This is a genomic window from Halomonas sp. 3F2F, assembly GCF_014897805.1.
Taxonomy (GTDB): Bacteria; Pseudomonadota; Gammaproteobacteria; order Pseudomonadales; family Halomonadaceae; genus Vreelandella.
Map to the genome: position 1 here is coordinate 17,618 of NZ_JABUZE010000052.1, position 21,767 is coordinate 39,384.

Sequence of the window (21,767 nt, forward strand, 5' to 3'; positions counted from 1 at the left end):
CAATGTCACTTGCTTATATTGGCCTAGGTAGCAATCTGGATGACCCTGTCAGCCAGGTTCGCCAAGCCTTACGAGAACTGGACACCCTGCCTCTTTGCCAGTTGGTGGCTCAGTCGTCCCTATACGCTACACGGCCAATAGGGCCACAAGACCAGCCTGACTTTATTAACGCCGTGGCCGCCCTTGAAACTACGCTTTCTCCGCTGGCACTACTGGACCAGCTTCAAGGGCTAGAGCAACGCCACCGCCGTCGGCGATTACGTCACTGGGGGCCGCGCACGCTGGATTTAGATCTGCTGCTTTACGATCAAACCACGATCGCGCGCCCTAGGCTTCAGGTTCCTCATCCCCATATGCATGAACGCGCCTTTGTATTAGCGCCTCTTGAAGAACTGGTGTCTGCTACTCAATTAGAGCCAATAGTGCTTTATCAACAGCCGCTTGCTGAGTGGCTGAAGCAGCTTGAGCAAAGCGGGATACAACGGTTAGACAATCCAAATGCTACCGTGACTGCTACCGTCTGACACAAATCTCGACACCAAGCCCCCATTCAGGTAACAATTGCCAGTTACGCCACTTCACGCTTGCAAGGATGCAACGTTAATAATGGTCGGCTGCCCACGTTGCATCGGCCCACTTAGAAACTACGAGAGCACGCCATGAAAACCGTCACCCTGAGCACTCTGCAGGCGTATAAGCGCGCCGGCGAAACGTTCAGTTGCCTGACCGCTTACGATGCCTCTTTTGCCCATGCCGCCAGCGCTGCAGGCGTTGATGTTCTGCTAGTCGGCGATTCCCTAGGCATGGTCTTACAAGGGCACACTAGTACGCTTCCTGTGACTATGGAAGATATTTGCTACCACACACGCTGCACGGCGCGTGGCAAAGGCCATAGCCTGTTGATGGTGGACTTGCCGTTTATGAGCAACGCCACCACGGAACGCATGCTAGAAGATTCTGCCGCATTGATGCGTGCTGGCGCTGAACTGGTAAAAGTCGAAGGCGAAGCATGGATGGCCGACGGTATCCGTGAGATGACCCGCCGCGGCGTTCCGGTATGCGCCCACCTCGGGTTAACACCGCAAACGGTCTACCAGCTAGGTGGTTATAAAGTGCAAGGCCGCGAAGCTGCCCAGGCCGAACAAATTATCAATGATGCCAAAGTGCTCGTTGAGGCAGGTGCTTCCGTAATTTTGCTGGAGTGTGTGCCAGCAAGCCTGGGTAAAGCAGTAACTGAAGCCTTAGACGTCCCAGTGATTGGTATCGGCGCAGGCCCTGATACCGATGGCCAAATTCTAGTCATGCACGACGTGCTAGGCGTTACTCATGGCCGCACGCCGCGCTTCGTCAAGAATTTCATGGCGGATGCTGAAAGCATTCAAAGTGCATTTTCACACTACCATGAAGCGGTTAAAACCCGTACTTTCCCAGCCGCTGAGCACTGTTTTTAAGCGCCAACTGGAACGACCACGACCCCTTTATGCGCACTTTACGAGATATCAACGAATTACGCAGCACGCTCCGCGAATACCGCCAGCGTGGCCAACGCATTGCCTTAGTGCCCACCATGGGCAACCTGCATCAAGGCCACTTGGCGCTTGTGGCCAATGCTCGTCAGCACGCTGACGTCGTCATTTCAAGCCTGTTCGTGAACCCCATGCAGTTCGGTCCCGGGGAAGACCTGGACGCCTACCCACGCACGTTCGAGGCAGACCAAGCGCAGTTGACCGATGCTGGCTGCGATATTCTGTTCGCCCCCACCGTCAGCGCGCTTTACCCCAATGGCCTGTCTGCCCAGACCCTCGTGCATGTCCCCGACGTAGGCGAAGGGTTGTGCGGAGGCTCGCGCCCCGGGCACTTTGATGGCGTTTCTACCGTGGTCAGCATGCTATTTAATCTGGTGCAGCCGGATGTGGCTTGCTTCGGTGAAAAAGATTACCAGCAACTTGCGGTCATTCGTAAGCTGGTGAGTGATCTACACATGCCTATCGAGATTATCGGCGTACCGATTGTGCGCGCCGATGACGGCCTAGCGCTCTCCTCTCGTAATGGTTATTTAAGTGCGTCTGAGCGCGCAAAAGCCCCCATGCTATATCGCACCTTATGCGAGCTACGCGATGCGTTAGAGCGCGGCACCCCCGCCGAAGAGGTACTACAACAGGGTAAAACGGCACTGTATGATGCTGGCTTTAGGCCTGATTACCTTGAGCTACGTGACGCAACGCTTGCTCCTGTGGGCAGCTCGACACGCAGTGCCGTGCTACTAGCGGCGGCTAAGCTAGGCCCCGCTCGACTTATTGACAACATCAGCGTGCAGCTCCCAGACGCTGCCACTGACACTAGCGCGTAAGCTAGTTTCGCTATTTAGGAGTTTCTATGCACACGATTATGCTGAAAGCCAAGCTGCATATGGCTCGCGTTACCCACGCGGTACTCAATTACGAAGGTTCCTGTGCTATCGACGGGGAATTGCTGGATATGGCCGGTATTCGCGAAAACGAGCAAATCCAGATCTATAACGTGGAAAACGGCGAGCGCTTCACTACCTACGCGATTCGTGGAGAAGAAGGCTCTCGGCTAATTTCCATCAATGGTGCAGCCGCGCATTTAGCCTCACCGGAACACCGGATCATTATTTGTAGTTACGCTCACTACTCTGAAGCAGAACTTGAAAAGCATCAGCCAGCGCTTGTCTATCTGCAAGAAGGCAATCACGTTAGCCACACCAGTAATGCGATTCCTGTTCAATTAGCGTAAGCCAAGCAGTTGAGTAAGCAGCTATTTAACGGGCCGTTTTACGGCCCGTTTTTATTTGCCTAAAAAAGCGTATTGCCGCAATGCACAACCTTCCCCTATGCTGATAGATAAGTTCGACACAACATGCTAACAACAATGGAGAGTCCGCTTCCCCTGAAGCCTCTGTCCTCACTCGGAACGTTGCGTTACTTACCCAAGGAGTCATCATATGCAAGACGTGGTTATTGTCGCCGCTCGCCGCACCGCCGTAGGAAGCTTTGGTGGATCACTCGCTGGCATTCCTGCTAGCGATTTAGGTGCATTGGTTATTAAAGACATTCTCGCCGCTACCGGCGTTGCCCCAGAGCAAATTGATGAAGTGTTGCTAGGCCAAGTGCTGACCGCTGGCGTAGGCCAAAACCCTGCGCGCCAGGCGGCTATCAAAGCTGGTCTGCCTGATGCCGTTCCAGCCATGACGATCAACAAGGTATGTGGCTCAGGCCTCAAGGCCCTGCACTTGGCTACCCAAGCCATCCGTTGCGGTGACGCCAGCGTTATTCTGGCAGGTGGACAGGAAAACATGTCTGCGTCCCCGCATATCCTGCCTAACTCGCGTAACGGTCAGCGCATGGGCGACTGGAAAGCGATTGATTCCATGGTTCACGACGGCCTGTGGGATGCATTCAACAACTATCACATGGGTATTACCGCGGAAAACCTGGCGGATAAATACAGTATCACTCGCGAAGCGATGGACGAGTTCGCGGCGGCCTCGCAACAAAAAGCTGCGCAAGCTATCAGAGATGGTAAATTCAAAGGCCAGATCGTTCCTGTGGAAATCCCGCAGCGCAAAGGCGATCCAGTGGTGTTTGATACGGATGAGAACCCGCGGGAAGTTACCGCTGAGAAGCTAGGTGGAATGCGCCCCGCGTTCAAGAAAGACGGCACCGTTACCGCCGGTAACGCCTCATCCTTAAACGATGGCGCTGCCGTGGTGATGCTTTGCTCAGCAGAAAAAGCCAAAGAACTTGGCTTAGAGCCACTGGCACGTATTGCCGCTTACTCTAACGCTGGCGTTGACCCGGCAATTATGGGCATTGGCCCAGCCCCAGCCACCCGCCGCTGCCTCGAAAAAGCGGGCTGGAGCCTGGACGACCTGGACCTAGTAGAAGCTAACGAAGCATTCGCTGCTCAGGCGCTTTCAGTCAACAAAGAGTTGGGCTGGGATGTCAGCAAAGTGAATGTGAATGGCGGTGCTATTGCACTAGGCCACCCGATCGGTGCTTCTGGCTGCCGCATCTTGGTCAGCCTACTGCATGAAATGATTGCGCGTGATGCTAAGAAAGGCCTGGCCACCCTGTGTATCGGCGGCGGTCAAGGTGTTGCACTGGCGATTGAACGTCCCTAAGCCCTACGTTTAGTGCGCTTAAACGCCATGCCCCCGCTACTAAGAGCGGGGGCATTTTTTACGGTTTATGTTGCAACGTCCTAGCGACGCTTCTCACCCACAATGCTTGAAGGCGTTCGCCATACCAACAACGCCCCCAGCAGGAATAGCCCCGATGCCGCCCACATAGCAATAGGCAGGCTAGTGCCATCGACGATACGTCCACCAAACATGGCCCCTAAACCAATCGACATATTAAAGGTAAAGGCCATCAGCGCGGTGGCTGCCTCGGTATTAGGTGCCGTACGTATAATCCAGGTTTGAATACTCACTGACACGCTGCCAAAAACAGCTCCCCATACCATTAGCAGCAGGACGCCGCTGATAGGCTGAACACCCAGCAGCGGGAAAACAGCCACCACTAACAGTAACAGGCTAGGAATGGCCAGCACCGCCCGATACGGGTGACGCCCAGCAAAGATACCTGCCGCGATATTACCCAAAATCCCTGCCGCCCCATATAGCAACAGCAAACTGCCAACATGGCGCTGAGCTACGCCACTAATCTCCTGCAGAATAGGGCTAATAAAGGTATAAGCAGCAAAGTGCCCAATAACGACAAAGCCGGTGGTTAACACCGCGACACGCACACCACGATTGCTAAACTGCTGCGCTAACATACGCAATCGTACCGGCTCTCTTGGCGGCAGTGGCGGTAGCCAACACCATAGTGCAATGGCGGTTAAAAGACTCAGCCCGCCTAGCGCGCCAAACGCCACCCGCCAGTTGCTCAGGTCCCCAAGCAGCGTACCTAACGGCACCCCCAATACTGACGCAGCGGCCACACCACCGAAAATAATCGTCATGGCCTTGGCAACCTGATCGCTGGGCACCAGCCTTGGGGCAATACTGCCCGCAATGGCCCAAAACCCGCCGATACTAATGCCCACCAACACACGGGCTGCCAGAAGTAACCCAAAGTTGCTGGCCACTGCTGAAAGCGCGCTGCCAATCACCATCACAATCATCATCACCGTGAGCATGACACGTCTATCTAAACGGCCTACCGCGACCGGCAACAGCGGCGCAGAGAAAGCAGCAACCACTCCCGGCACGGTCACCATAAGGCCCGCCATACCTGGCGTGACACCCATTGACGACGCCACCTGGGACAATAACCCTATAGGCAGCTGCTCAGCTGTCACCAATAAAAAAATGCCGATCATCACGGCCACTACCGCCCACCAACGCGGCGCTTGCTCCTTCTCCATGTTCTCTTCTCTTTTCCTATACTGCCTATAAAACGACACCGCCCCCGCAACTGAAAGCTGCGGGGGCGGCCGTTACGTCTACATCGCTTTAGTTAGCGACGTCCGCCTCGGCAGCGGCAAAAGCTGCTTTCTCTTCCTCGGTGATCTCTTTGATTGAGAGTTTCACACGATTGCGGTTGTCGATATCCAATACTTTCACAATCACATCATCGCCTTCATTTAAGAAGTCGCGCACGTTGTTAACGCGCTCGGCAACAATTTGCGATATGTGAACCAAGCCGTCAGTACCCGGCATGATATTAACGAAAGCGCCAAAGTCCGCAATGCGAACTACTTTACCGTTATAAAGCTTACCAATTTCCGCCTCTGCGGTAATTGCCAGCACGGTATCAATGGCTTTTTTGGCTGCGGCTTTATCTTCGGCGTAGATGCGCACGGTGCCATCATCATCCAGATCAATAGAGGCGCCGGTATCTTCGCAAATTTTACGGATCGTCGCGCCGCCTTTACCAATCACATCACGGATCTTGTCCGGATCGATTTTAATCGTCGCCATGGACGGAGCATTTTCCGACACATCCGTACGACTTTGGCTGATCACGTCGTTCATCTGAGCGAGGATACTGAGGCGAGCATCATGGGCCTGCTGCAGCGCTTTCTCCATGATCTCTTCATTGATGCCTTCAATCTTAATGTCCATCTGCAGAGCAGTAACGCCCTCTTCAGAACCGGCAACTTTGAAGTCCATATCGCCCAGATGATCTTCGTCACCCAGGATATCGGTCAATACCGCATAGCCGTCTTCATCTTTCACCAAGCCCATGGCAATACCGGCCACCGGTGCTTTTAATGGTACACCAGCATCCATCAGCGCGAGCGAGGAGCCGCACACTGACGCCATGGAGCTAGAACCGTTAGATTCGGTGATTTCCGATACCACACGGATGGTATAGGGGAAAACGTCTTCTGACGGCAGCATTGCTTGAACGCCACGGCGTGCTAAACGGCCATGGCCGATTTCGCGACGCTTCGGGCCGCCCATAAAGCCGGCTTCACCAACACAGTAAGGAGGGAAGTTGTAGTGCAGCATAAAGCGGTCTTTACGCTCACCTTCCAGGGACTCGATCAGCTGCGAATCGCGCAGGGTGCCCAAGGTAGCAATGGCGATGGCCTGAGTTTCACCACGGGTAAATACTGCCGAACCGTGTGTCTTAGGCAGTACACCCACCTCAATCGCTAGAGGACGTACAGTGGCATTGTCGCGTCCATCAATACGGGGCTCGCCTTTCACGACACGAGAGCGTACAACGCGCTTTTCAAGGCCAGCAAACGCACCTTTCACGTCATCTTTGCTGAACTTACCTTCTACTTCTTCGCCTTCAGCAGCGGCCAACTGTGCAACCGCTTCATCTTTCAGCGCTGACAGCGCATCTTGGCGAGCCATTTTGTCAGTAATGCGATAAGCATCACCTACCTTGGCTTCAAAGGCATCGGCCATGGCCGTTTTCAGTGCTACATTTTCTTGGGCCGGCTGCCAATCCCAACGCGGTTTGCCAGCTTCAGCGACCAGCTCTTTAATCGCGCTAACGGCTACCTGCATTTCTTGGTGACCAAACAGCACGGCACCGAGCATTTCGTCTTCAAGCAGTTCCTGAGCTTCCGACTCCACCATCAATACCGCGTTTTCGGTACCGGCAACAACCATGTCCAGCTCTGAGGTAGTCAGCTCTTCAACGGTTGGGTTTAGGAAGTAGCCCTGCTCTTCATTAAAGCCCACACGTGCCGCGCCAATCGGGCCGTTGAACGGCACGCCAGCAATACCCAGCGCTGCCGAAGTGCCCAGTAGGGCTGCGATATCGGGGTCATGATTACGATCAGTCGACAGAACAGTACAGATAACCTGCACTTCGTTCATAAACCCTTTAGGAAATAGCGGACGGATCGGACGATCAATCAGACGCGAGGTAAGGGTTTCTTTCTCAGTAGGACGCCCTTCGCGCTTAAAGAAGCCGCCGGGGATCTTGCCCACTGCGTAGGTTTTCTCTTGGTAGTGTACCGAGAGTGGGAAGAAAGGCTGATTGGGGTTTGCTTCTTTTTTAGCCACAACCGTACACAGTACGACGGTTTCATCCATGGTCACCATAACGGCGCCAGTGGCTTGGCGAGCAATACGCCCAGTTTCTAGGGTGACGGTGCTACGACCGTATTGAAACGTTTTTTTTACCGGATTCACGGCGACTTCCTTTAACATTAATATCTACTTGTCTTTTCGCTTGGGTCGTTTTGACTCGCCACCATTCTAGGCGCTGTGGCGCCATACGGCTACCAGAAACAAAAAAACGGGCAGCCCACAAGGGGCTGCCCGTTTTTGATCGTTGCCGTTAACGCTTAACGACGCAGACCTAAACGCTGAATCAGAGACTGATAGCGTTCAAAATCTTTACGCTTCAGGTAATCCAACAGCTTACGACGCTGGTTTACCATGCGGATCAGACCACGACGAGAGTGGTGATCCTGCTTGTTGGTTTTGAAGTGGTCCTGCAGGCCATTAATGTTGGCGCTCAGCAGTGCAACCTGAACTTCAGGGGAACCGGTATCGTTATCGCCGCGGCCGTATTCGTTGACGATCTCGGCCTTCTTCTCAGCGGTTAATGCCATCTGTCTCTCCAGTAAGCAATATGCCTAAAATTGAATGGGTGAGACCACGCATATTTGCAGTCTCATGCAACTATCTTCACGTACAATTTTCGCGCAAATCGCTACGTCCTTGCAACGTTTTACGAGATAGCGACGGTACTTAACAGCCGCTTGGGAGCTACTTCCTGCGCCCCTTTTACAACGCCAAGGCCGATAAACGTCTCAGCGTAATAAAGTCTTGCCAGCGCCTCAGGCTCAAGCGCACCAATGGCTAAGCTAGCCGATTGGCCGTGTGCAAGACGCCCGTAAGCCGTTTCATCCACCGTCAGCGACGGCAAATGATCAACCAGCACATCCGCAGGCATTAGTTCAGCCTCGCGGGTGGCTTGGTCTGCCAGCGCCTCAAGGCCCTCCAGTGTCCACATTGCATCGCCAGTAAAGGGCCCCGTTTTGAGCCTTCTCAACTGGCTAATGTGGGCACCACAGCCCAGCGCATGACCAATATCTTCAGCCAAGGTGCGAATATACGTGCCTTTGCTGCAACTGACTTCAATCTCAAAGGCAGTGCCCTCGAAAGCAAGCAGCCGCGCATCATACACGCTTACTCGCCGCGCTGCACGCTCAACGTGCTTACCCTCACGAGCAAGCTCATACAGCTTTTTGCCTTGATGCTTCAGTGCCGAATACATCGGCGGCACTTGGTCAATCTCGCCGTGAAAGCGAGCTAGGACTGACTCGACATCCTCGGCCGTTAAGCGGGGGATCTCGCGCTGCTCAATGACCGTGCCTTCGGCATCACCGGTGTCTGTAATCACGCCCAGTTCTACACGGGTGCGATACATCTTGTCGGCTTCTAACAGGTGCGCGGAAAACTTAGTAGCTTCCCCAAGGCAAATAGGTAACAAGCCTGTTGCCATAGGGTCCAGCGTGCCGGTATGACCGGCTTTTTGCGCCTCAAACAGACGACGCACACGCTGCAGCGCATGATTGCTGGAAATGCCCTTAGGCTTATCCAGCAGCAATACGCCATTAACCGGCAATCCGCGACGGCGACGTGCCATTAGCGCGTCTCCTCACCATTGTCATTGTCGCTTCCCTCTTCATCATCCTGTTGACGTGCGCGGTCAGTTGAAACCGCTTCGTCGATCAGTGATGAGAGGTGCTGACCACGCACCACGCTTTCATCGTAATGAAAGCGCAGTTCAGGTACGTGACGCAGCTTAATACGTTTGGCAATTTGGCTTCTTAGAAAGCCTCCAGCGCGCTTTAGCACCTGCAGGTTTTCTTTGATACGCGCGGGATCTTGCTCACCCAATAAGGTGACATAGATATCGGCGTAGCCAAGATCACGGCTAACGGTCGCGCCGCTCACCGTGATCATGCCCAAACGCGGGTCTTTTACTTCGCGCTGGATCAGTACTGCCAGCTCCTTTTGGAGCTGGTCAGCGACTCGGTCGGTACGCTTAAATTCGCGCATGATTGCTCCTCGCGGCCTTACAGGCTGCGCTCGACCTTCACTTGGTCAAAGACTTCGATCTTATCGTTGACCTGAACATCGTTGTAGTTCTTCACGCCGATGCCGCATTCCATGCCATTACGCACTTCTTGAACGTCATCTTTGAAGCGGCGCAGCGACTCGAGCTCGCCTTCGTAAATCACAACGTTGTCACGCAGTACACGGATACGTTTGCTGCGCGATACGGTGCCTTCGACAACCATACAGCCAGCCACTGCACCAATTTTCGGTGCGCGGAACACATCGCGTACTTCGGCCACGCCCACGATCTCTTCTTTCCACTCGGGAGCAAGCATACCGCTCATCGCCTGCTTAACCTCATCGATCAGCTGGTAAATAACGCTGTAGTAGCGCAGATCCAGACCTTCACGTTCGATGATTTCACGAGCAGCCGCATCAGCACGGACGTTGAAGCCGACGACGATGGCCTCAGAAGCAAGCGCCAAGTTGGCATCGGTACCGGTGATACCGCCAACACCCGAGGAGACCACGGCAACTTCAACTTCACCGGTGGAGAGTTCTTCCAGGGCGCCTTTGATAGCTTCCAGCGAACCTTGAACGTCGGCTTTCAGAACGATGTTGACCTTGGCCACTTCGTCTTGGCCCATCTGGCTGAACATGTTCTCCAGCTTGGCCTTCTGCTGACGTGCCAGGCGCACTTCGCGGTATTTACCTTGACGGAAGTTAGCCACTTCACGGGCTTTCTTCTCATCGGCAACAACCATGAAGTCATCACCTGCATCCGGCGTGCCATCCAAACCTTGGATTTCGACCGGCATCGCAGGGCCAGCGGTATCCACTTGCTTGCCCAGCTCATTGGTAAGCGCACGAACGCGGCCGTAATGCAGACCAGCAAGAACGATATCGCCTTTCTTCAGCGTGCCGTTTTGTACCAGAACAGTGGCTACCGGACCGCGACCTTTATCAAGGCGCGATTCAACCACAACGCCTTTACCAGGTGCGGAAGGTACAGCCGTCAATTCAAGTACTTCTGACACAAGCTGAATGGCTTCCAACAGCTCTTCGATGCCCTCGCCAGTCTTCGCAGAAACGTGCACAAACTGGGTGTCACCACCCCATTCCTCTGAAATCACGCCATGCTGCGAGAGTTCATTACGAATGCGGTCCAGATCGATGCCCTGCTTGTCGATCTTGTTCACCGCCACCACCATGGGTACTTCAGCAGCTTTGGAGTGTTCGATCGCTTCAATCGTCTGGGGCATTACGCCGTCGTCAGCAGCAACAACCAGGATAACGACGTCAGTCGCTTTAGCACCACGGGCACGCATTGCGGTAAACGCCGCGTGGCCAGGGGTATCCAGGAAGGTAACGCCGCCGTGGTTGTCTTCCACGTGGTAAGCACCGATGTGCTGGGTAATACCGCCCGCTTCGCCAGTGGCGACTTTCGCGCGACGGATATAATCCAACAGCGATGTTTTACCGTGGTCAACGTGGCCCATAACAGTGACCACCGGTGAACGAGTGATCTCTTCGCCTTCGTAGGAGATGCCTTCCAGCATTTCCGTTTCCAGCGCATCGTCTTTCACCAGTTTGACCTTGTGGCCCATCTCTTCCACAACGATAGCCGCAGTATCCTGGTCAATCGTTTGGTTGATGGTCACGGCCGCGCCCATGTTGAACATGGCCTTGATCACTTCATTGGCCTTGATCGACATTTTGTCGGCCAACTCAGCAACGCTGATTGACTCAGGAATCGAGACTTCACGAACGATCGGCTGAGTCGGCTTTTGGAAAGCATGCTTGCCGTTGCCACTCTGGCTGGCACCACCACGACGACCGCCGCGACGCTCGGCACGTTTGACTTTCTTACCGCCACCACCGCGCTTACGCTCTTCGCGGTCGCCACGATCCTCATCGTCACTACGGCCTTTTTTCTTAGCCGCTGCCTTTTTAGGCGGTGCTGTACGACGATCCGTGCGGCCTTCTTTCGGCGGCGCGGGCGGCAAATCATCAGGTGCCGGGGTATCGTCGATTTGCAGCTCAGGCACAGCGATATCGGGCACTTCAGCCGCTTTTGCCTTGGCTTTCTCTTCCTCGGCTTTACGTGCAGCCTCTTCCGCTGCTTTCGCTTTAGCCGCTGCCGCCTTCTCTTCAGCTTCGCGGATATCGCGAGCTTTACGCTCGGCTTCCGCTTCTGCCATATCACCTACCAGTTGACGCGGGCCAGAATGCTTAGGCTCAGGCGCCTTCGGCTTATCGTCTTCGGCGCTCTTAACGTACGTTTTCTTCTTACGCACCTGCACTTCGATCGTTTTGCCACGCTCGCCCGTTTTAATACGGCTACGGGTTTTACGCGTCAACGTAATGCGGTTTTTGCTAGCATCGCTGTCACCGCCGCCATGGCTTTTTTTCAAAAAGCTTAGCAGCGTTTGCTTATCGTCTTCAGACACGGCGTCGCTTTCTGACGCATGTTTTAAACCAGCTTCTTTCATCTGTTCCAATAGGCGGGGCACATCACGGCCCACCTTTACTGCAAAATCTTTAACTGTCATATCCGACATAGTGACCCTCCTCAGCCCGTGACCTTTTACTGTGTGTTCGAATCCGATACGCCATCGTCTTCAAACCAGGGCGCACGGGCAGTCATGATCAGTGCCGCTGCGCGCGCTTCGTCCAACTCCTCGATATCGACCAGATCGTCGACAGACTGCTCGGCGAGATCTTCCATGGTGACGATGCCTCGGCTAGCCAGAATGAAGGCCAGGTGGCGCTCCATGCCGTCCATGTCCAGCAGATCGTCTGCTGGTTGGGCACCGTCTAGCGCTTCCTCCGAGGCAATGGCCATCGTCAGCAGCTCGTCTTTCGCTCGTGCGCGCAGCTCTTCCACCAAATCTTCATCGAACTCTTCGATTTCGAGCATCTCTTCAAGCGGCACGTAGGCAACTTCTTCCAGGGTGGTGAACCCTTCTTCTACTAATAGGCGGGCAACGTCTTCGTCCACTTCCAGATGCTGAACAAAGGAATCCACCAGGCTATCAATTTCCTGCTCACGTTTTGACTCAGCTTCATCTTCGGTCATCACGTTAATACGCCAGCCGGTTAGCTCAGAAGCTAAGCGCACGTTCTGGCCGCTACGACCAATGGCCTGCGCCAGATTGTCTTGAGCAACGGCAACGTCCATGGCGTGAGCATCTTCGTCAACCAGGATAGACGCCACATCGGCAGGTGCCATGGCATTTATCACCAACTGCGCTGGGTTGTCGTCCCACAGCACAATATCGACACGCTCATTTTGCAGCTCTGACGACACTGCCTGTACGCGAGAACCACGCATACCAACACACGCCCCAACAGGATCGATGCGGCGGTCGTTAGTTTTAACGGCGATTTTGGCCCGCGAGCCAGGGTCGCGCGCCGCACCCTTGATTTCAATCAGCTGTTCAGCAATTTCCGGTACTTCAATTTTAAACAGCTCAATGATGAATTCAGGACAGGTACGTGACAGCTGTAGCTGTGCACCACGCGCCTCTGGATCAACTTTCACTAGCAAGGCGCGTACCCGCTCATTCATGCGGTAGCGCTCACCGTGAATCATTTCGTTACGCGGCAAGAACGCCTCAGCGTTTTCACCCAGGTCGATAATCAATCCGTCACGCGTGGTTTTCTTGACGATACCTGCCACTAACTCGCCTTCGCGGTCAGCGTACTGACGAACCACTTCAGCGCGTTCGGCTTCACGTACCTTTTGCACGATAACCTGCTTTGCAGTTTGCGCAGCGATACGGCCAAACACGGCATTTTCAATCTTTTTCTCAACCACATCGCCTAGTTTCAGCGGCGGATCACGCTGCTCGGCGATGGTTTCTTTAATTTCATAATCAGGTGTTTCAAATTCGTCATCTTCGACAACGGTCCAGTAGCGGAACGTATCGTAGTCGCCCGTGCGGCGGTCGATATGAACGCGCACATTGGCTTCTTCCTGATCAAAACGCTTGCGTGACGCGCTAGCTAGCGCGGCCTCAACCGCTTCAAAAATAACATCGCGGGGGACGCCTTTTTCGTTTGAGATCGCGTCCACGACCATTAAAATTTCTTTACTCATGCGTTTGCCTCGCCAGAAAACCTGTCCTTTTGTGCATCATCCCGGCAGCCTGCCGGAAGCCGCCACCCGTTTATTCGTCGAATTGCGGGACGACGTGCGCAGAATCGATGCTTTCGATTGGAAAACAGTACTCTTCGCCATCCAGCTGTAGCAGTACCTCATCGCCTTCGACACCAGCGAGAAGGCCTTGATATTTACGCCGTCCATCAAAAGCCACGCGCAATTTGAGCGCAACGTGGTGGCCTTGATAACGAATAAATTGATCCAGGGTATATAAGGGACGTGCCATACCAGGCGACGAGACTTCCAAGCGGTATTCGCCAGGAATGGGATCTTCCACATCCATAACGGCACTGACTTGGCGACTAATATCAGCGCAGTCTTCCACGCTGACGCCACTTTCGCGTTCGATATAAATTACCAGCCGCGAATGCTTGCCCTGGGAAAGATGGTCGATACCCCATAGCTCAAAACCCATGGCGGCTACGACAGGTTCGATCAGCGCGTGAAGCGCAGCGTGTTTTGTGGCCACAGACAAAGCTCCTATAGCCGTTGCATCAGGCACCTGGCCAGGAGTTGAATGAGAAGCTAGGTGGCTGATTGGCGTTACCCGGAAATGTGTCTCTGGCAATTCGGAAGACATCCGCTCTGGAGACACTCTTGGCTCTCGAAAAGCTACTAACAAAAAGCCCCTTCACAGGAAGGGGCTTTTCGAAAGAAACCTGTAATACCACCTAATAACATGACTTGGCTTTCGCCCTTGCCCAACCAACATCAAGATTAGCTAACATCAAGACTTTTCAGGCGATTAACATGTTACTAGTAAATGGTAGCGGGGACCGGATTTGAACCGATGACCTTCGGGTTATGAGCCCGACGAGCTACCAGACTGCTCCACCCCGCATCAATCTAGGTCGACGATAATAGACACTTGAACCACTTTCGTCAACCTTTCTTTTCAAGTGCATTTTTCGTCTTAGGTGCCAATCCCTACTTTTTGACAATAGCTCTTTAATGAAGCTTATTTGACAAAACAACTCTGGGAAGCTGGCGAGCCAGCAAAACAGATGGTGCCGAAGGCGGGACTTGAACCCGCACGACCATACGGTCACTACCCCCTCAAGATAGCGTGTCTACCAATTCCACCACTTCGGCAACAGGGGAGGCTAAAAAAAGCAGTATCAATATGTTACTCGCTGCTTTCCTCTAGCACTGGCGCGGTATTATCCATACTTGCAGGGCCATCGTCAAGCGTTGGAATATTGCGCTGCTGCTCAATTAGCCGAGAGTCGGGAATACCCGCTTCGGGCGCTTGTCCTGCCTGGGTCGCAAAATAAGCCAATGCCATTGAGGTAACAAAAAAGCCGGCGGCTAAAAGTCCCGTTGCGCGAGACAAAAAGTTACCGCTACCCCGCGAACCAAACACAGTTTGCGATGCCCCTCCACCAAAGGCGGCACCCGCTTCGGCACCTTTACCCTGCTGAAGCAGGATGAGCACAACCAAGGCGATCGCAATCACCACGTGAACCATAAGAATTGCAACTTGCATGGGATTATCCTGCTGACTGACAAATGGCGTAGAAATCGTCGGTTTTGAGCGAAGCACCACCCACTAAACCGCCGTCGATATCCGGCTGAGCAAGCAACTCAGCCGCATTGTTTGCATTCATGCTGCCGCCGTAAAGCAACTTAAGCTGCTCGGCTAGCGTTTTATCAAACCCGGCCTGATAGGTACGAATACCGGCCATTACTTCCTGAGCCTGCTCAGGCGTTGCTGTACGGCCTGTCCCAATTGCCCATACGGGCTCATAGGCAATAACAACCTTAAGCCGCTGTGCTGGCTCTAAACGCGCCATTGCATAGCCAACTTGCCGCAATACAACATCCATCGTGCTACCGGAATCGCGCTCTTCTAGAGTTTCACCCACACAAAGAATCGGCGTGATGCCGACATCAAGCGCGGCTACCAAGCGGTCAAATACCTGCTCATCACCTTCTTTGTATAGCTGGCGACGCTCAGAGTGACCAACCAGCACATAGGCCACATCAAACTCTTTAAGCATACGCCCGCTAATCTCACCCGTATGCGCACCTGAGTGCTGAGGATTGAGCGTCTGCGCCCCTAGCTGTAACGGCGTATTTTGGAAAGCACTTCGTGCAGCTTCCAAATAAGGAAACGGCGGAATAACTACAACGTCGATATCATTAGGCAGCTTGGACGCGGCGAAGGCGTCTCCGAACGCTTGAATCAACGCCGTGGAGCCGTTCATTTTCCAGTTACCGGCAATTAATGGCGTACGCATCGATTATCCTCACTCAAGGTGGAGCGAAATGGTATAGGAGCGGCCTTGTCAAGACAACCGCTGTTATACAGGTTAGTTAGTTGGGGGCGTGGCAAGCATACTCGCCTATCAAACACTTTTACCAAGCTAGCTGAGCAACGCCTGGACCTGATCGGCAAGTTTATGCGCCAGACGGTCAACATCCAGGTGAGCCCGCCCTTCCACCATCACTCGGATTAGCGGCTCAGTACCCGACGGGCGTAGCAACACTCGGCCCTGGTCACCTAGCTCAGCTTCAAGGGCAGCCACCGCTTCGAGTAGCGGCTTTGCCGTCATGACATCTTTTGCGTTGGTACCCCCAGGCAGCCTGACGTTAACCAGCGACTGGGGCACCTTTTCCAACCCCGTCAAGAGAGACAGCAGCGGCTTCTGCTCTCGCACCATCAACGCCAACACTTGCAACGCTGAAACAATCCCATCGCCCGTCGTTTGAGCATGGCCACATACAATATGACCTGATGACTCGCCTCCCAGCTCCCAGCCGTTGGCAGCCATCATCTCCATGACAAAGCGATCACCCACTTTCGCGCGCTGAAAGGGAATCCCCAGCCGCTCCAGCGCCATGGCAAGCCCGAAGTTGCTCATCAGAGTGCCCACCACGCCACCTTCAAGCAGTCCCCGCTCATGACGATCTCGGGCAATCAGGTAAAGAATATCGTCGCCATCCACCTCACGGCCATCGGCATCTACCAACAGCACTCGATCTCCATCACCATCAAAGGCAATGCCTAAATCAGCACCTTGCTGAATCACCGCTGCACGCAGCGCTGCGGGATGGGTAGACCCCACTTGATGGTTAATATTCACCCCATCAGGAGAAGAACCAATTACGCTAACATCAGCGCCTAGCTCACGAAATACGTTTGGCGCAATGTGGTAGGTAGCCCCATGAGCACAATCCAATACCACTTTTAGACCGTGCAGGCTGAGACGATCAGGTAACGTCGATTTGCAGAATTCGATATAGCGCCCGGCAGCATCGTCAATGCGCGTCGCTTTACCCAACTGAGCCGCGCTCGCCGTTGTCAGAGGCGCATCAAGCATCGTCTCAATGCGATCTTCAATCTCATCGGGTAGCTTTTTACCCTCGGCAGAGAAAAACTTAATGCCGTTATCATCAAACGGGTTATGCGACGCGGAAATCACTATCCCAGCGTCGGCGCGAAAGGTACGCGTTAGATAGGCGATTCCCGGTGTAGGCATTGGCCCCAGCAACGAAACATCGACACCTGCGGCAGATAGCCCCGCTTCCAAGGCTGACTCAAACATATAGCCAGAGATGCGCGTATCTTTACCAATTAACACACGCGTGCGGCCTTTTTCACGGCGCAATACCTGACCCACCGCCCACCCCAGCTTGAGCATAAAATCGGCAGTAATAGGCGCTTGCCCAACCGTACCGCGAATCCCATCGGTACCAAAATAACGTCGCGTCATGGCGCCATCTCCTTATTTAACGGCGGCTCGCAGCCTTCCTGAAGCACCGCCCATGCCATATCCACGGCATCTACCGTGGGCCCGACATCATGCACGCGCAAAATATTGGCGCCCCGTTCAACCGCCATGGCTGCTAGCGCAAGACTTCCGGCCAAGCGCTCCTCCACCGGGCGACCCAACACTTTACCAATCATGCTTTTCCGCGACATCCCCACTAACAGCGGCAACTCCAGCGCCTGAAGTTCATCCATATACTTCAGCAAGCGCAGGTTATGTTCAATGGTTTTGCCAAAACCAAAACCAGGATCTACCAACAGACGGCTACGGCGAATTCCAGCGGCTTCACACGCCGCTACCCGCTCAGCAAGATAGTCGGCAACCACTCGCTCAACTGGCTGACCATAATAGGGCGACTGCTGCATATCCTGGGGCTCACCCTGGCGATGCATTAAACACACAGGCAGGCCAGTGCTTGCCGCAGCGCCCAGCGCACCCTCGCGCTCTAGCGCTCGCACATCGTTAATCATACCAGCGCCAAGCGCGCTTACTTCTCGCATAACAGCAGGGCTACTGGTATCGACTGACACCAGCGCATCTAGCTCGTGCACTAACGCTTCAACCACAGGCGCCACACGGTCTAACTCTTCCTGCTCTGATACAGGGCTAGCCCCCGGCCTTGTCGACTCCCCGCCCACGTCAATCATCGCGGCCCCTTCCGCCAACATTTGTTCAGCGTGGCGCAACGCGCTATCTAGACCAATGTGTTGCCCGCCATCAGAGAAGGAGTCCGGCGTAACATTCAGAATACCCATTACCCGTGGAAACGAAAGATCTAATGAATGGCGCCCACAGCGCAGGTGATATGCGCTATCCGCTGCCCGTGAAGGCGATGAAGAGTCAACTATCGGTTTCATGCTGCGGCCTACTAAAAGAAAAAACGTGTTTGCAATGGCTTCACAGCATAACAAAAAGGCGCCCCGTTATGGGGCGCCTTTGCTAACATCTCTAACACTCGCACACGTTAAGGACCTGCGGGACCGCCTAACGGGTCAGAAGGACGACGGCGTGGCTGGTCATCATCCTCTTCGCCATCGTCGCCAGATGCATCAGAAGGCGTACCGTCAGCCTTTTCCTCCGCCTTCTCGTCACCAACACGCGTGCCGCCGCCAGATGAATCACCATCGTTCCAGCCTTCTGGCGGACGCGGATCGCGCCCCTCCATAATATCTTTCAGCTGATCAGCATCGATGGTTTCGTACTTCATCAGCGCTTCGGCCATCGCATCTAGCTTGTCGCGATTATCTTCCAGAATCTGGCGTGCCTGCTCGTAACACTCGTCGATAATCTTGCGCACTTCTTTATCGAGACGAGACGTCGTTTCGCCAGATTTTAGCTTACCGCCACCCTGACCAGGGCCACCAAGGAACTGGTGGGACTCATCCTCGTCGTACATGATCGGGCCCATCTCATTCGATAGCCCCCATTTAGCGACCATGTTATGGGCCAGCTCGGTGGCGCGCTTGATATCGTTTGAAGCACCCGTTGTCACACCGTTAGCACCCAGCGTCATCTCTTCGGCAATACGCCCACCAAACAGCGAGCAAATCTGACTGAGAATTTGCTGGCGAGACAGGCTGTAACGATCTTCTTCCGGCAAGAACATGGTGACGCCTAGCGCACGGCCACGCGGGATGATCGTCACTTTGTAAACAGGATCATGCTCCGGCGCAACAAGGCCAATAATGGCATGACCTGATTCGTGATACGCCGTGTTGAGCTTCTCTTTATCGGTCATAACCATCGATTTGCGCTCAGCGCCCATCATGATCTTGTCTTTAGCAAGCTCCAGCTCTTCCATGGCAACCAAGCGCTTGTTACGACGGGCGGCAAACAGCGCTGCCTCGTTGACCAAGTTCGCAAGATCCGCACCAGAGAAGCCTGGCGTACCGCGCGCAATCAGCTGCGGCTTAACATCATCCGCCAGCGGCACTTTACGCAGGTGAACGCCCAGAATGTGTTCACGGCCACGAATATCCGGCAGCCCAACCGTTACTTGACGGTCGAAACGCCCCGGACGCAGCAGCGCAGGATCAAGCACGTCAGGGCGGTTAGTGGCCGCAATGACGATGACCCCTTCATTAGCTTCGAAGCCATCCATCTCTACCAGTAACTGGTTGAGTGTCTGCTCACGCTCATCATTGCCGCCACCCATGCCAGCACCGCGTGAACGGCCAACCGCATCGATTTCATCAATAAAGATAATGCAAGGCGCTTGTTTCTTGGCTTGCTCAAACATGTCACGAACGCGTGAAGCACCAACGCCCACAAACATTTCAACAAAGTCTGAACCAGAGATAGAGAAAAACGGTACTTTGGCTTCGCCCGCAATGGACTTGGCCAGCAGCGTTTTACCTGTTCCTGGCGGACCTACCATCAATACACCGCGCGGGATTGTGCCACCCAAACGCTGGAATTTAGTAGGATCACGCAAGAAGTCTACAAGCTCTTCAACTTCTTCTTTCGCCTCGTCGCAGCCTGCAACATCGGCAAATGTGGTCTTGATCTGATCTTGGGAAAGCAGTTTGGCTTTCGACTTACCAAAGCTCATGGGACCGCCTTTACCGCCACCGGCTCCACCTTGCATTTGGCGCATAAAGAACATAAAGATGGCCAGAATAAGCAGAATCGGGAAGCTCGCAATCAGCAAGCGCGTCCAGATGCTTTGTTGTTCCGGCTCTTTACCGACAACGGTCACGTTATTGCTTAGCAGATCATCCATCAGCTTAGGATCTTCCGCCGACGGGCGGATGGTCTGGAACTGAGAACCGTCCGTACGCTCACCAATGATGGTATAGCCATCAATCGTGACACTACGTACCTGCTGATTTTGCACCTGCTGCACAAACTGAGAGTAGTTGGTGGTTTGCGGTGCGCTTTCCGTACTGAAATTGTTGAACACTGTCAGTAGAACGGCCGCGATGACCAACCACAGAATCAGGTTCTTCGCCATATCGTTCAAGGGGCTACCCTCATTACAAGAATCCGTCAGTTAACCGTCAATACTCAGACCTTACACTAGAGCTTAACGTTCAACCATTGCCAAAGCACATTTTGCTTTGGGCCATCTGTGTCACGCTCGTCCAATGTGCATAATGTGACACAATTTACGCCTGCCTGTCTGGCAATCGTGGTGATAAATCTTTGCTATTACCCGCCAGTATCTACACGCTCGCACTCACTGACGAGTACAGGGCCACGTCTCGCTAGCCTCGAAATCCTTCCGCTAAAAAATAGACTTCCCGCGAGCGCGCCCTCGAAGCATCCGGCTTGCGAGTCACAACACGATCAAAGCTACTTCGGAGCTCTTTCAAATAGGTATCAAATCCTTCGCCTTGAAATACCTTAGCCAGAAAACGCCCGCCAGGCGGTAGCGTTTCTCGCGCAAGTTCCAAAGCGAGTTCAACAAGGTACATTGCCTGTGGCTGATCAATAGCCGCCATACCACTCATATTGGGGGCCATATCGGACATCACAAGGTCTACCTGACGATTTCCTAAACGTTCAAGAATCGCGTTAAGCACGCTCTCTTCAGTAAAATCGCCCTGGATAAAGTCAACGCCGGCGAGGGCATCCATCTCTAATATGTCTGACGCTATCACGACACCGTCAGGCCCCACCTTTTCTGCGGCAATTTGACTCCACCCCCCTGGGGCAGCGCCTAGATCAATTACCGTCATGCCTGGGCGAAACAGCTTATCCTTTTCATCAAGCTCAAGCAGTTTATAGCTTGCACGGGAGCGATAGCCATCTTGCCAGCGTTGTTTCACATACTGATCGTCGAAATGTTCTTTCTTCCAGTTGTTGCTGGTCTTGCTCACTGAATGTTTACGGCTTGGGGGCTTTTGCTGCATGTGGGAATCTAACACTGGAATAAGAGATGGGCGCATTCACGCGATTGCTTTCACTTAACGGCATTTCACCGTAAGATGGAGCGTTAAGCGCTAACCGGGATACCGCAAGATACCATGAGCTTGTCACAGGCACAAAAGAAAGCATTTCGTAGCATTGGCCATCACCTTAATCCAGTGGTCACCGTTTCTGAGAACGGCGTCTCCGAAAATTTGCTCGCAGAACTCAGCCGCGCGCTCAACGATCACGAGCTCATCAAAGTGAAGCTCGCTATTCCCGAGCGGGAAGACCGCGTCGCGGCGCTCAATGAGCTAGTCGCCGACAGTAACGCCGAGCTAGTACAAACCATTGGCAAAATGGCGCTGCTCTATCGCCACAACCCAAAGGTAAACCCCAAGCTTTCCAACATCACGCGTTTTGAAAACCACCACGGACGGCATTAACCCACACGTGACTCGTTAAACAACGC

General features: G+C 53.8%; 20 protein-coding genes and 2 tRNA genes. 6 read left to right on the plus strand and 16 right to left on the minus strand.

Annotated elements, in window-relative coordinates:
- The first annotated feature begins 2 nt into the window (after positions 1-2).
- From folK to INT21_RS06245, 5 genes are all read left to right on the plus strand, one after another.
- Entirely contained in the window at positions 3-524 is a 522-nt protein-coding gene (gene folK, locus INT21_RS06225; protein WP_193060632.1) for a 2-amino-4-hydroxy-6-hydroxymethyldihydropteridine diphosphokinase, read from the plus strand.
- Between the two features lie 135 nt (positions 525-659).
- Entirely contained in the window at positions 660-1,451 is a 792-nt protein-coding gene (panB, locus tag INT21_RS06230; RefSeq protein ID WP_089039909.1) for a 3-methyl-2-oxobutanoate hydroxymethyltransferase, read from the plus strand.
- A gap of 29 nt (positions 1,452-1,480) precedes the next feature.
- Positions 1,481-2,350, plus strand: coding sequence for a pantoate--beta-alanine ligase (gene panC, locus INT21_RS06235; protein WP_193060633.1), 870 nt, complete (start codon positions 1,481-1,483; stop codon positions 2,348-2,350).
- 26 nt (positions 2,351-2,376) lie between these two features.
- Entirely contained in the window at positions 2,377-2,757 is a 381-nt protein-coding gene (gene panD / locus INT21_RS06240; protein ID WP_089039911.1) for an aspartate 1-decarboxylase, read from the plus strand.
- A 208-nt stretch (positions 2,758-2,965) separates the two neighbouring features.
- Positions 2,966-4,144, plus strand: a complete 1,179-nt coding sequence (locus INT21_RS06245) for an acetyl-CoA C-acetyltransferase (protein WP_193060634.1) — start codon at positions 2,966-2,968, stop codon at positions 4,142-4,144.
- Between the two features lie 80 nt (positions 4,145-4,224).
- Here the strand turns inward: INT21_RS06245 and INT21_RS06250 are convergent, their stop codons facing one another.
- From INT21_RS06250 to rlmE, 16 genes are all read right to left on the minus strand, one after another.
- Entirely contained in the window at positions 4,225-5,394 is a 1,170-nt protein-coding gene (locus INT21_RS06250; RefSeq protein ID WP_193060635.1) for an MFS transporter, read from the minus strand.
- 88 nt (positions 5,395-5,482) lie between these two features.
- Positions 5,483-7,645 (minus strand): polyribonucleotide nucleotidyltransferase, encoded by a 2,163-nt coding sequence (gene pnp, locus INT21_RS06255; protein ID WP_083000730.1) that lies wholly within the window; start codon positions 7,643-7,645, stop codon positions 5,483-5,485.
- Positions 7,646-7,782: 137 nt separating this feature from the next.
- Positions 7,783-8,052 carry a 30S ribosomal protein S15 gene (gene rpsO, locus INT21_RS06260; RefSeq protein WP_009723734.1) on the minus strand — a complete coding sequence of 90 codons (270 nt, stop codon included), beginning with the start codon at positions 8,050-8,052 and terminating at the stop codon, positions 7,783-7,785.
- Between the two features lie 119 nt (positions 8,053-8,171).
- The gene (gene truB / locus INT21_RS06265; protein WP_089039915.1) at positions 8,172-9,092 is read right to left on the minus strand and encodes a tRNA pseudouridine(55) synthase TruB; all 921 of its coding nucleotides are present in this window, start codon (positions 9,090-9,092) and stop codon (positions 8,172-8,174) included.
- Positions 9,092-9,508, minus strand: coding sequence for a 30S ribosome-binding factor RbfA (gene rbfA / locus INT21_RS06270; RefSeq protein ID WP_038480714.1), 417 nt, complete (start codon positions 9,506-9,508; stop codon positions 9,092-9,094). The genes truB and rbfA overlap by 1 nt, the downstream gene beginning before the upstream one ends.
- A gap of 17 nt (positions 9,509-9,525) precedes the next feature.
- On the minus strand, positions 9,526-12,069 hold the full coding sequence (infB, locus tag INT21_RS06275) for a translation initiation factor IF-2 (protein ID WP_193060636.1): 2,544 nt from the start codon (positions 12,067-12,069) through the stop codon (positions 9,526-9,528).
- 26 nt (positions 12,070-12,095) lie between these two features.
- On the minus strand, positions 12,096-13,610 hold the full coding sequence (gene nusA / locus INT21_RS06280; RefSeq protein ID WP_009723738.1) for a transcription termination factor NusA: 1,515 nt from the start codon (positions 13,608-13,610) through the stop codon (positions 12,096-12,098).
- Positions 13,611-13,680: 70 nt separating this feature from the next.
- A complete protein-coding gene (gene rimP, locus INT21_RS06285) occupies positions 13,681-14,142 on the minus strand; it encodes a ribosome maturation factor RimP (RefSeq protein WP_030074116.1) in 462 nt (153 codons plus the stop codon).
- Positions 14,143-14,437: 295 nt separating this feature from the next.
- Positions 14,438-14,514 (minus strand) — tRNA-Met (locus INT21_RS06290).
- 164 nt (positions 14,515-14,678) lie between these two features.
- Positions 14,679-14,765 (minus strand) — tRNA-Leu (locus INT21_RS06295).
- A 34-nt stretch (positions 14,766-14,799) separates the two neighbouring features.
- A complete protein-coding gene (gene secG, locus INT21_RS06300) occupies positions 14,800-15,159 on the minus strand; it encodes a preprotein translocase subunit SecG (RefSeq protein WP_009723741.1) in 360 nt (119 codons plus the stop codon).
- A gap of 4 nt (positions 15,160-15,163) precedes the next feature.
- Positions 15,164-15,913 carry a triose-phosphate isomerase gene (gene tpiA, locus INT21_RS06305; RefSeq protein ID WP_193060637.1) on the minus strand — a complete coding sequence of 250 codons (750 nt, stop codon included), beginning with the start codon at positions 15,911-15,913 and terminating at the stop codon, positions 15,164-15,166.
- Positions 15,914-16,039: 126 nt separating this feature from the next.
- Positions 16,040-17,389, minus strand: coding sequence for a phosphoglucosamine mutase (glmM, locus tag INT21_RS06310; protein WP_193060638.1), 1,350 nt, complete (start codon positions 17,387-17,389; stop codon positions 16,040-16,042).
- Complete coding sequence (gene folP / locus INT21_RS06315; RefSeq protein ID WP_193060639.1) at positions 17,386-18,303, minus strand: dihydropteroate synthase; 918 nt, start codon at positions 18,301-18,303, stop codon at positions 17,386-17,388. The genes glmM and folP overlap by 4 nt, the downstream gene beginning before the upstream one ends.
- A gap of 107 nt (positions 18,304-18,410) precedes the next feature.
- Positions 18,411-20,408, minus strand: a complete 1,998-nt coding sequence (gene ftsH, locus INT21_RS06320) for an ATP-dependent zinc metalloprotease FtsH (RefSeq protein ID WP_089039919.1) — start codon at positions 20,406-20,408, stop codon at positions 18,411-18,413.
- A gap of 244 nt (positions 20,409-20,652) precedes the next feature.
- Entirely contained in the window at positions 20,653-21,300 is a 648-nt protein-coding gene (gene rlmE / locus INT21_RS06325; protein ID WP_083000710.1) for a 23S rRNA (uridine(2552)-2'-O)-methyltransferase RlmE, read from the minus strand.
- Between the two features lie 114 nt (positions 21,301-21,414).
- Here rlmE and yhbY point away from each other — a divergent pair, with 114 nt between their 5' ends.
- Positions 21,415-21,741: a ribosome assembly RNA-binding protein YhbY gene (gene yhbY, locus INT21_RS06330; RefSeq protein ID WP_089039920.1), complete on the plus strand. Its 327-nt coding sequence runs from the start codon at positions 21,415-21,417 to the stop codon at positions 21,739-21,741.
- Positions 21,742-21,767: the final 26 nt, after the last annotated feature.

Bases quoted from the DNA above. Each gene is read 5' to 3' on its own strand.
- panB (WP_089039909.1), top strand. From the start codon at position 660: ATGAAAACCGTCACCCTGAGCACTCTGCAGGCGTATAAGCGCGCCGGC.
- yhbY (WP_089039920.1), top strand. From the start codon at position 21,415: ATGAGCTTGTCACAGGCACAAAAGAAAGCATTTCGTAGCATTGGCCAT.
- tpiA (WP_193060637.1), bottom strand. From the start codon at position 15,913: ATGCGTACGCCATTAATTGCCGGTAACTGGAAAATGAACGGCTCCACG.
- rbfA (WP_038480714.1), bottom strand. From the start codon at position 9,508: ATGCGCGAATTTAAGCGTACCGACCGAGTCGCTGACCAGCTCCAAAAG.
- infB (WP_193060636.1), bottom strand. From the start codon at position 12,069: ATGTCGGATATGACAGTTAAAGATTTTGCAGTAAAGGTGGGCCGTGAT.
- nusA (WP_009723738.1), bottom strand. From the start codon at position 13,610: ATGAGTAAAGAAATTTTAATGGTCGTGGACGCGATCTCAAACGAAAAA.
- rlmE (WP_083000710.1), bottom strand. From the start codon at position 21,300: ATGCAGCAAAAGCCCCCAAGCCGTAAACATTCAGTGAGCAAGACCAGC.
- panD (WP_089039911.1), top strand. From the start codon at position 2,377: ATGCACACGATTATGCTGAAAGCCAAGCTGCATATGGCTCGCGTTACC.
- glmM (WP_193060638.1), bottom strand. From the start codon at position 17,389: ATGACGCGACGTTATTTTGGTACCGATGGGATTCGCGGTACGGTTGGG.
- INT21_RS06245 (WP_193060634.1), top strand. From the start codon at position 2,966: ATGCAAGACGTGGTTATTGTCGCCGCTCGCCGCACCGCCGTAGGAAGC.
- INT21_RS06250 (WP_193060635.1), bottom strand. From the start codon at position 5,394: ATGGAGAAGGAGCAAGCGCCGCGTTGGTGGGCGGTAGTGGCCGTGATG.
- rpsO (WP_009723734.1), bottom strand. From the start codon at position 8,052: ATGGCATTAACCGCTGAGAAGAAGGCCGAGATCGTCAACGAATACGGC.
- secG (WP_009723741.1), bottom strand. From the start codon at position 15,159: ATGCAAGTTGCAATTCTTATGGTTCACGTGGTGATTGCGATCGCCTTG.
- folK (WP_193060632.1), top strand. From the start codon at position 3: ATGTCACTTGCTTATATTGGCCTAGGTAGCAATCTGGATGACCCTGTC.
- truB (WP_089039915.1), bottom strand. From the start codon at position 9,092: ATGGCACGTCGCCGTCGCGGATTGCCGGTTAATGGCGTATTGCTGCTG.
- pnp (WP_083000730.1), bottom strand. From the start codon at position 7,645: ATGTTAAAGGAAGTCGCCGTGAATCCGGTAAAAAAAACGTTTCAATAC.
- folP (WP_193060639.1), bottom strand. From the start codon at position 18,303: ATGAAACCGATAGTTGACTCTTCATCGCCTTCACGGGCAGCGGATAGC.
- panC (WP_193060633.1), top strand. From the start codon at position 1,481: ATGCGCACTTTACGAGATATCAACGAATTACGCAGCACGCTCCGCGAA.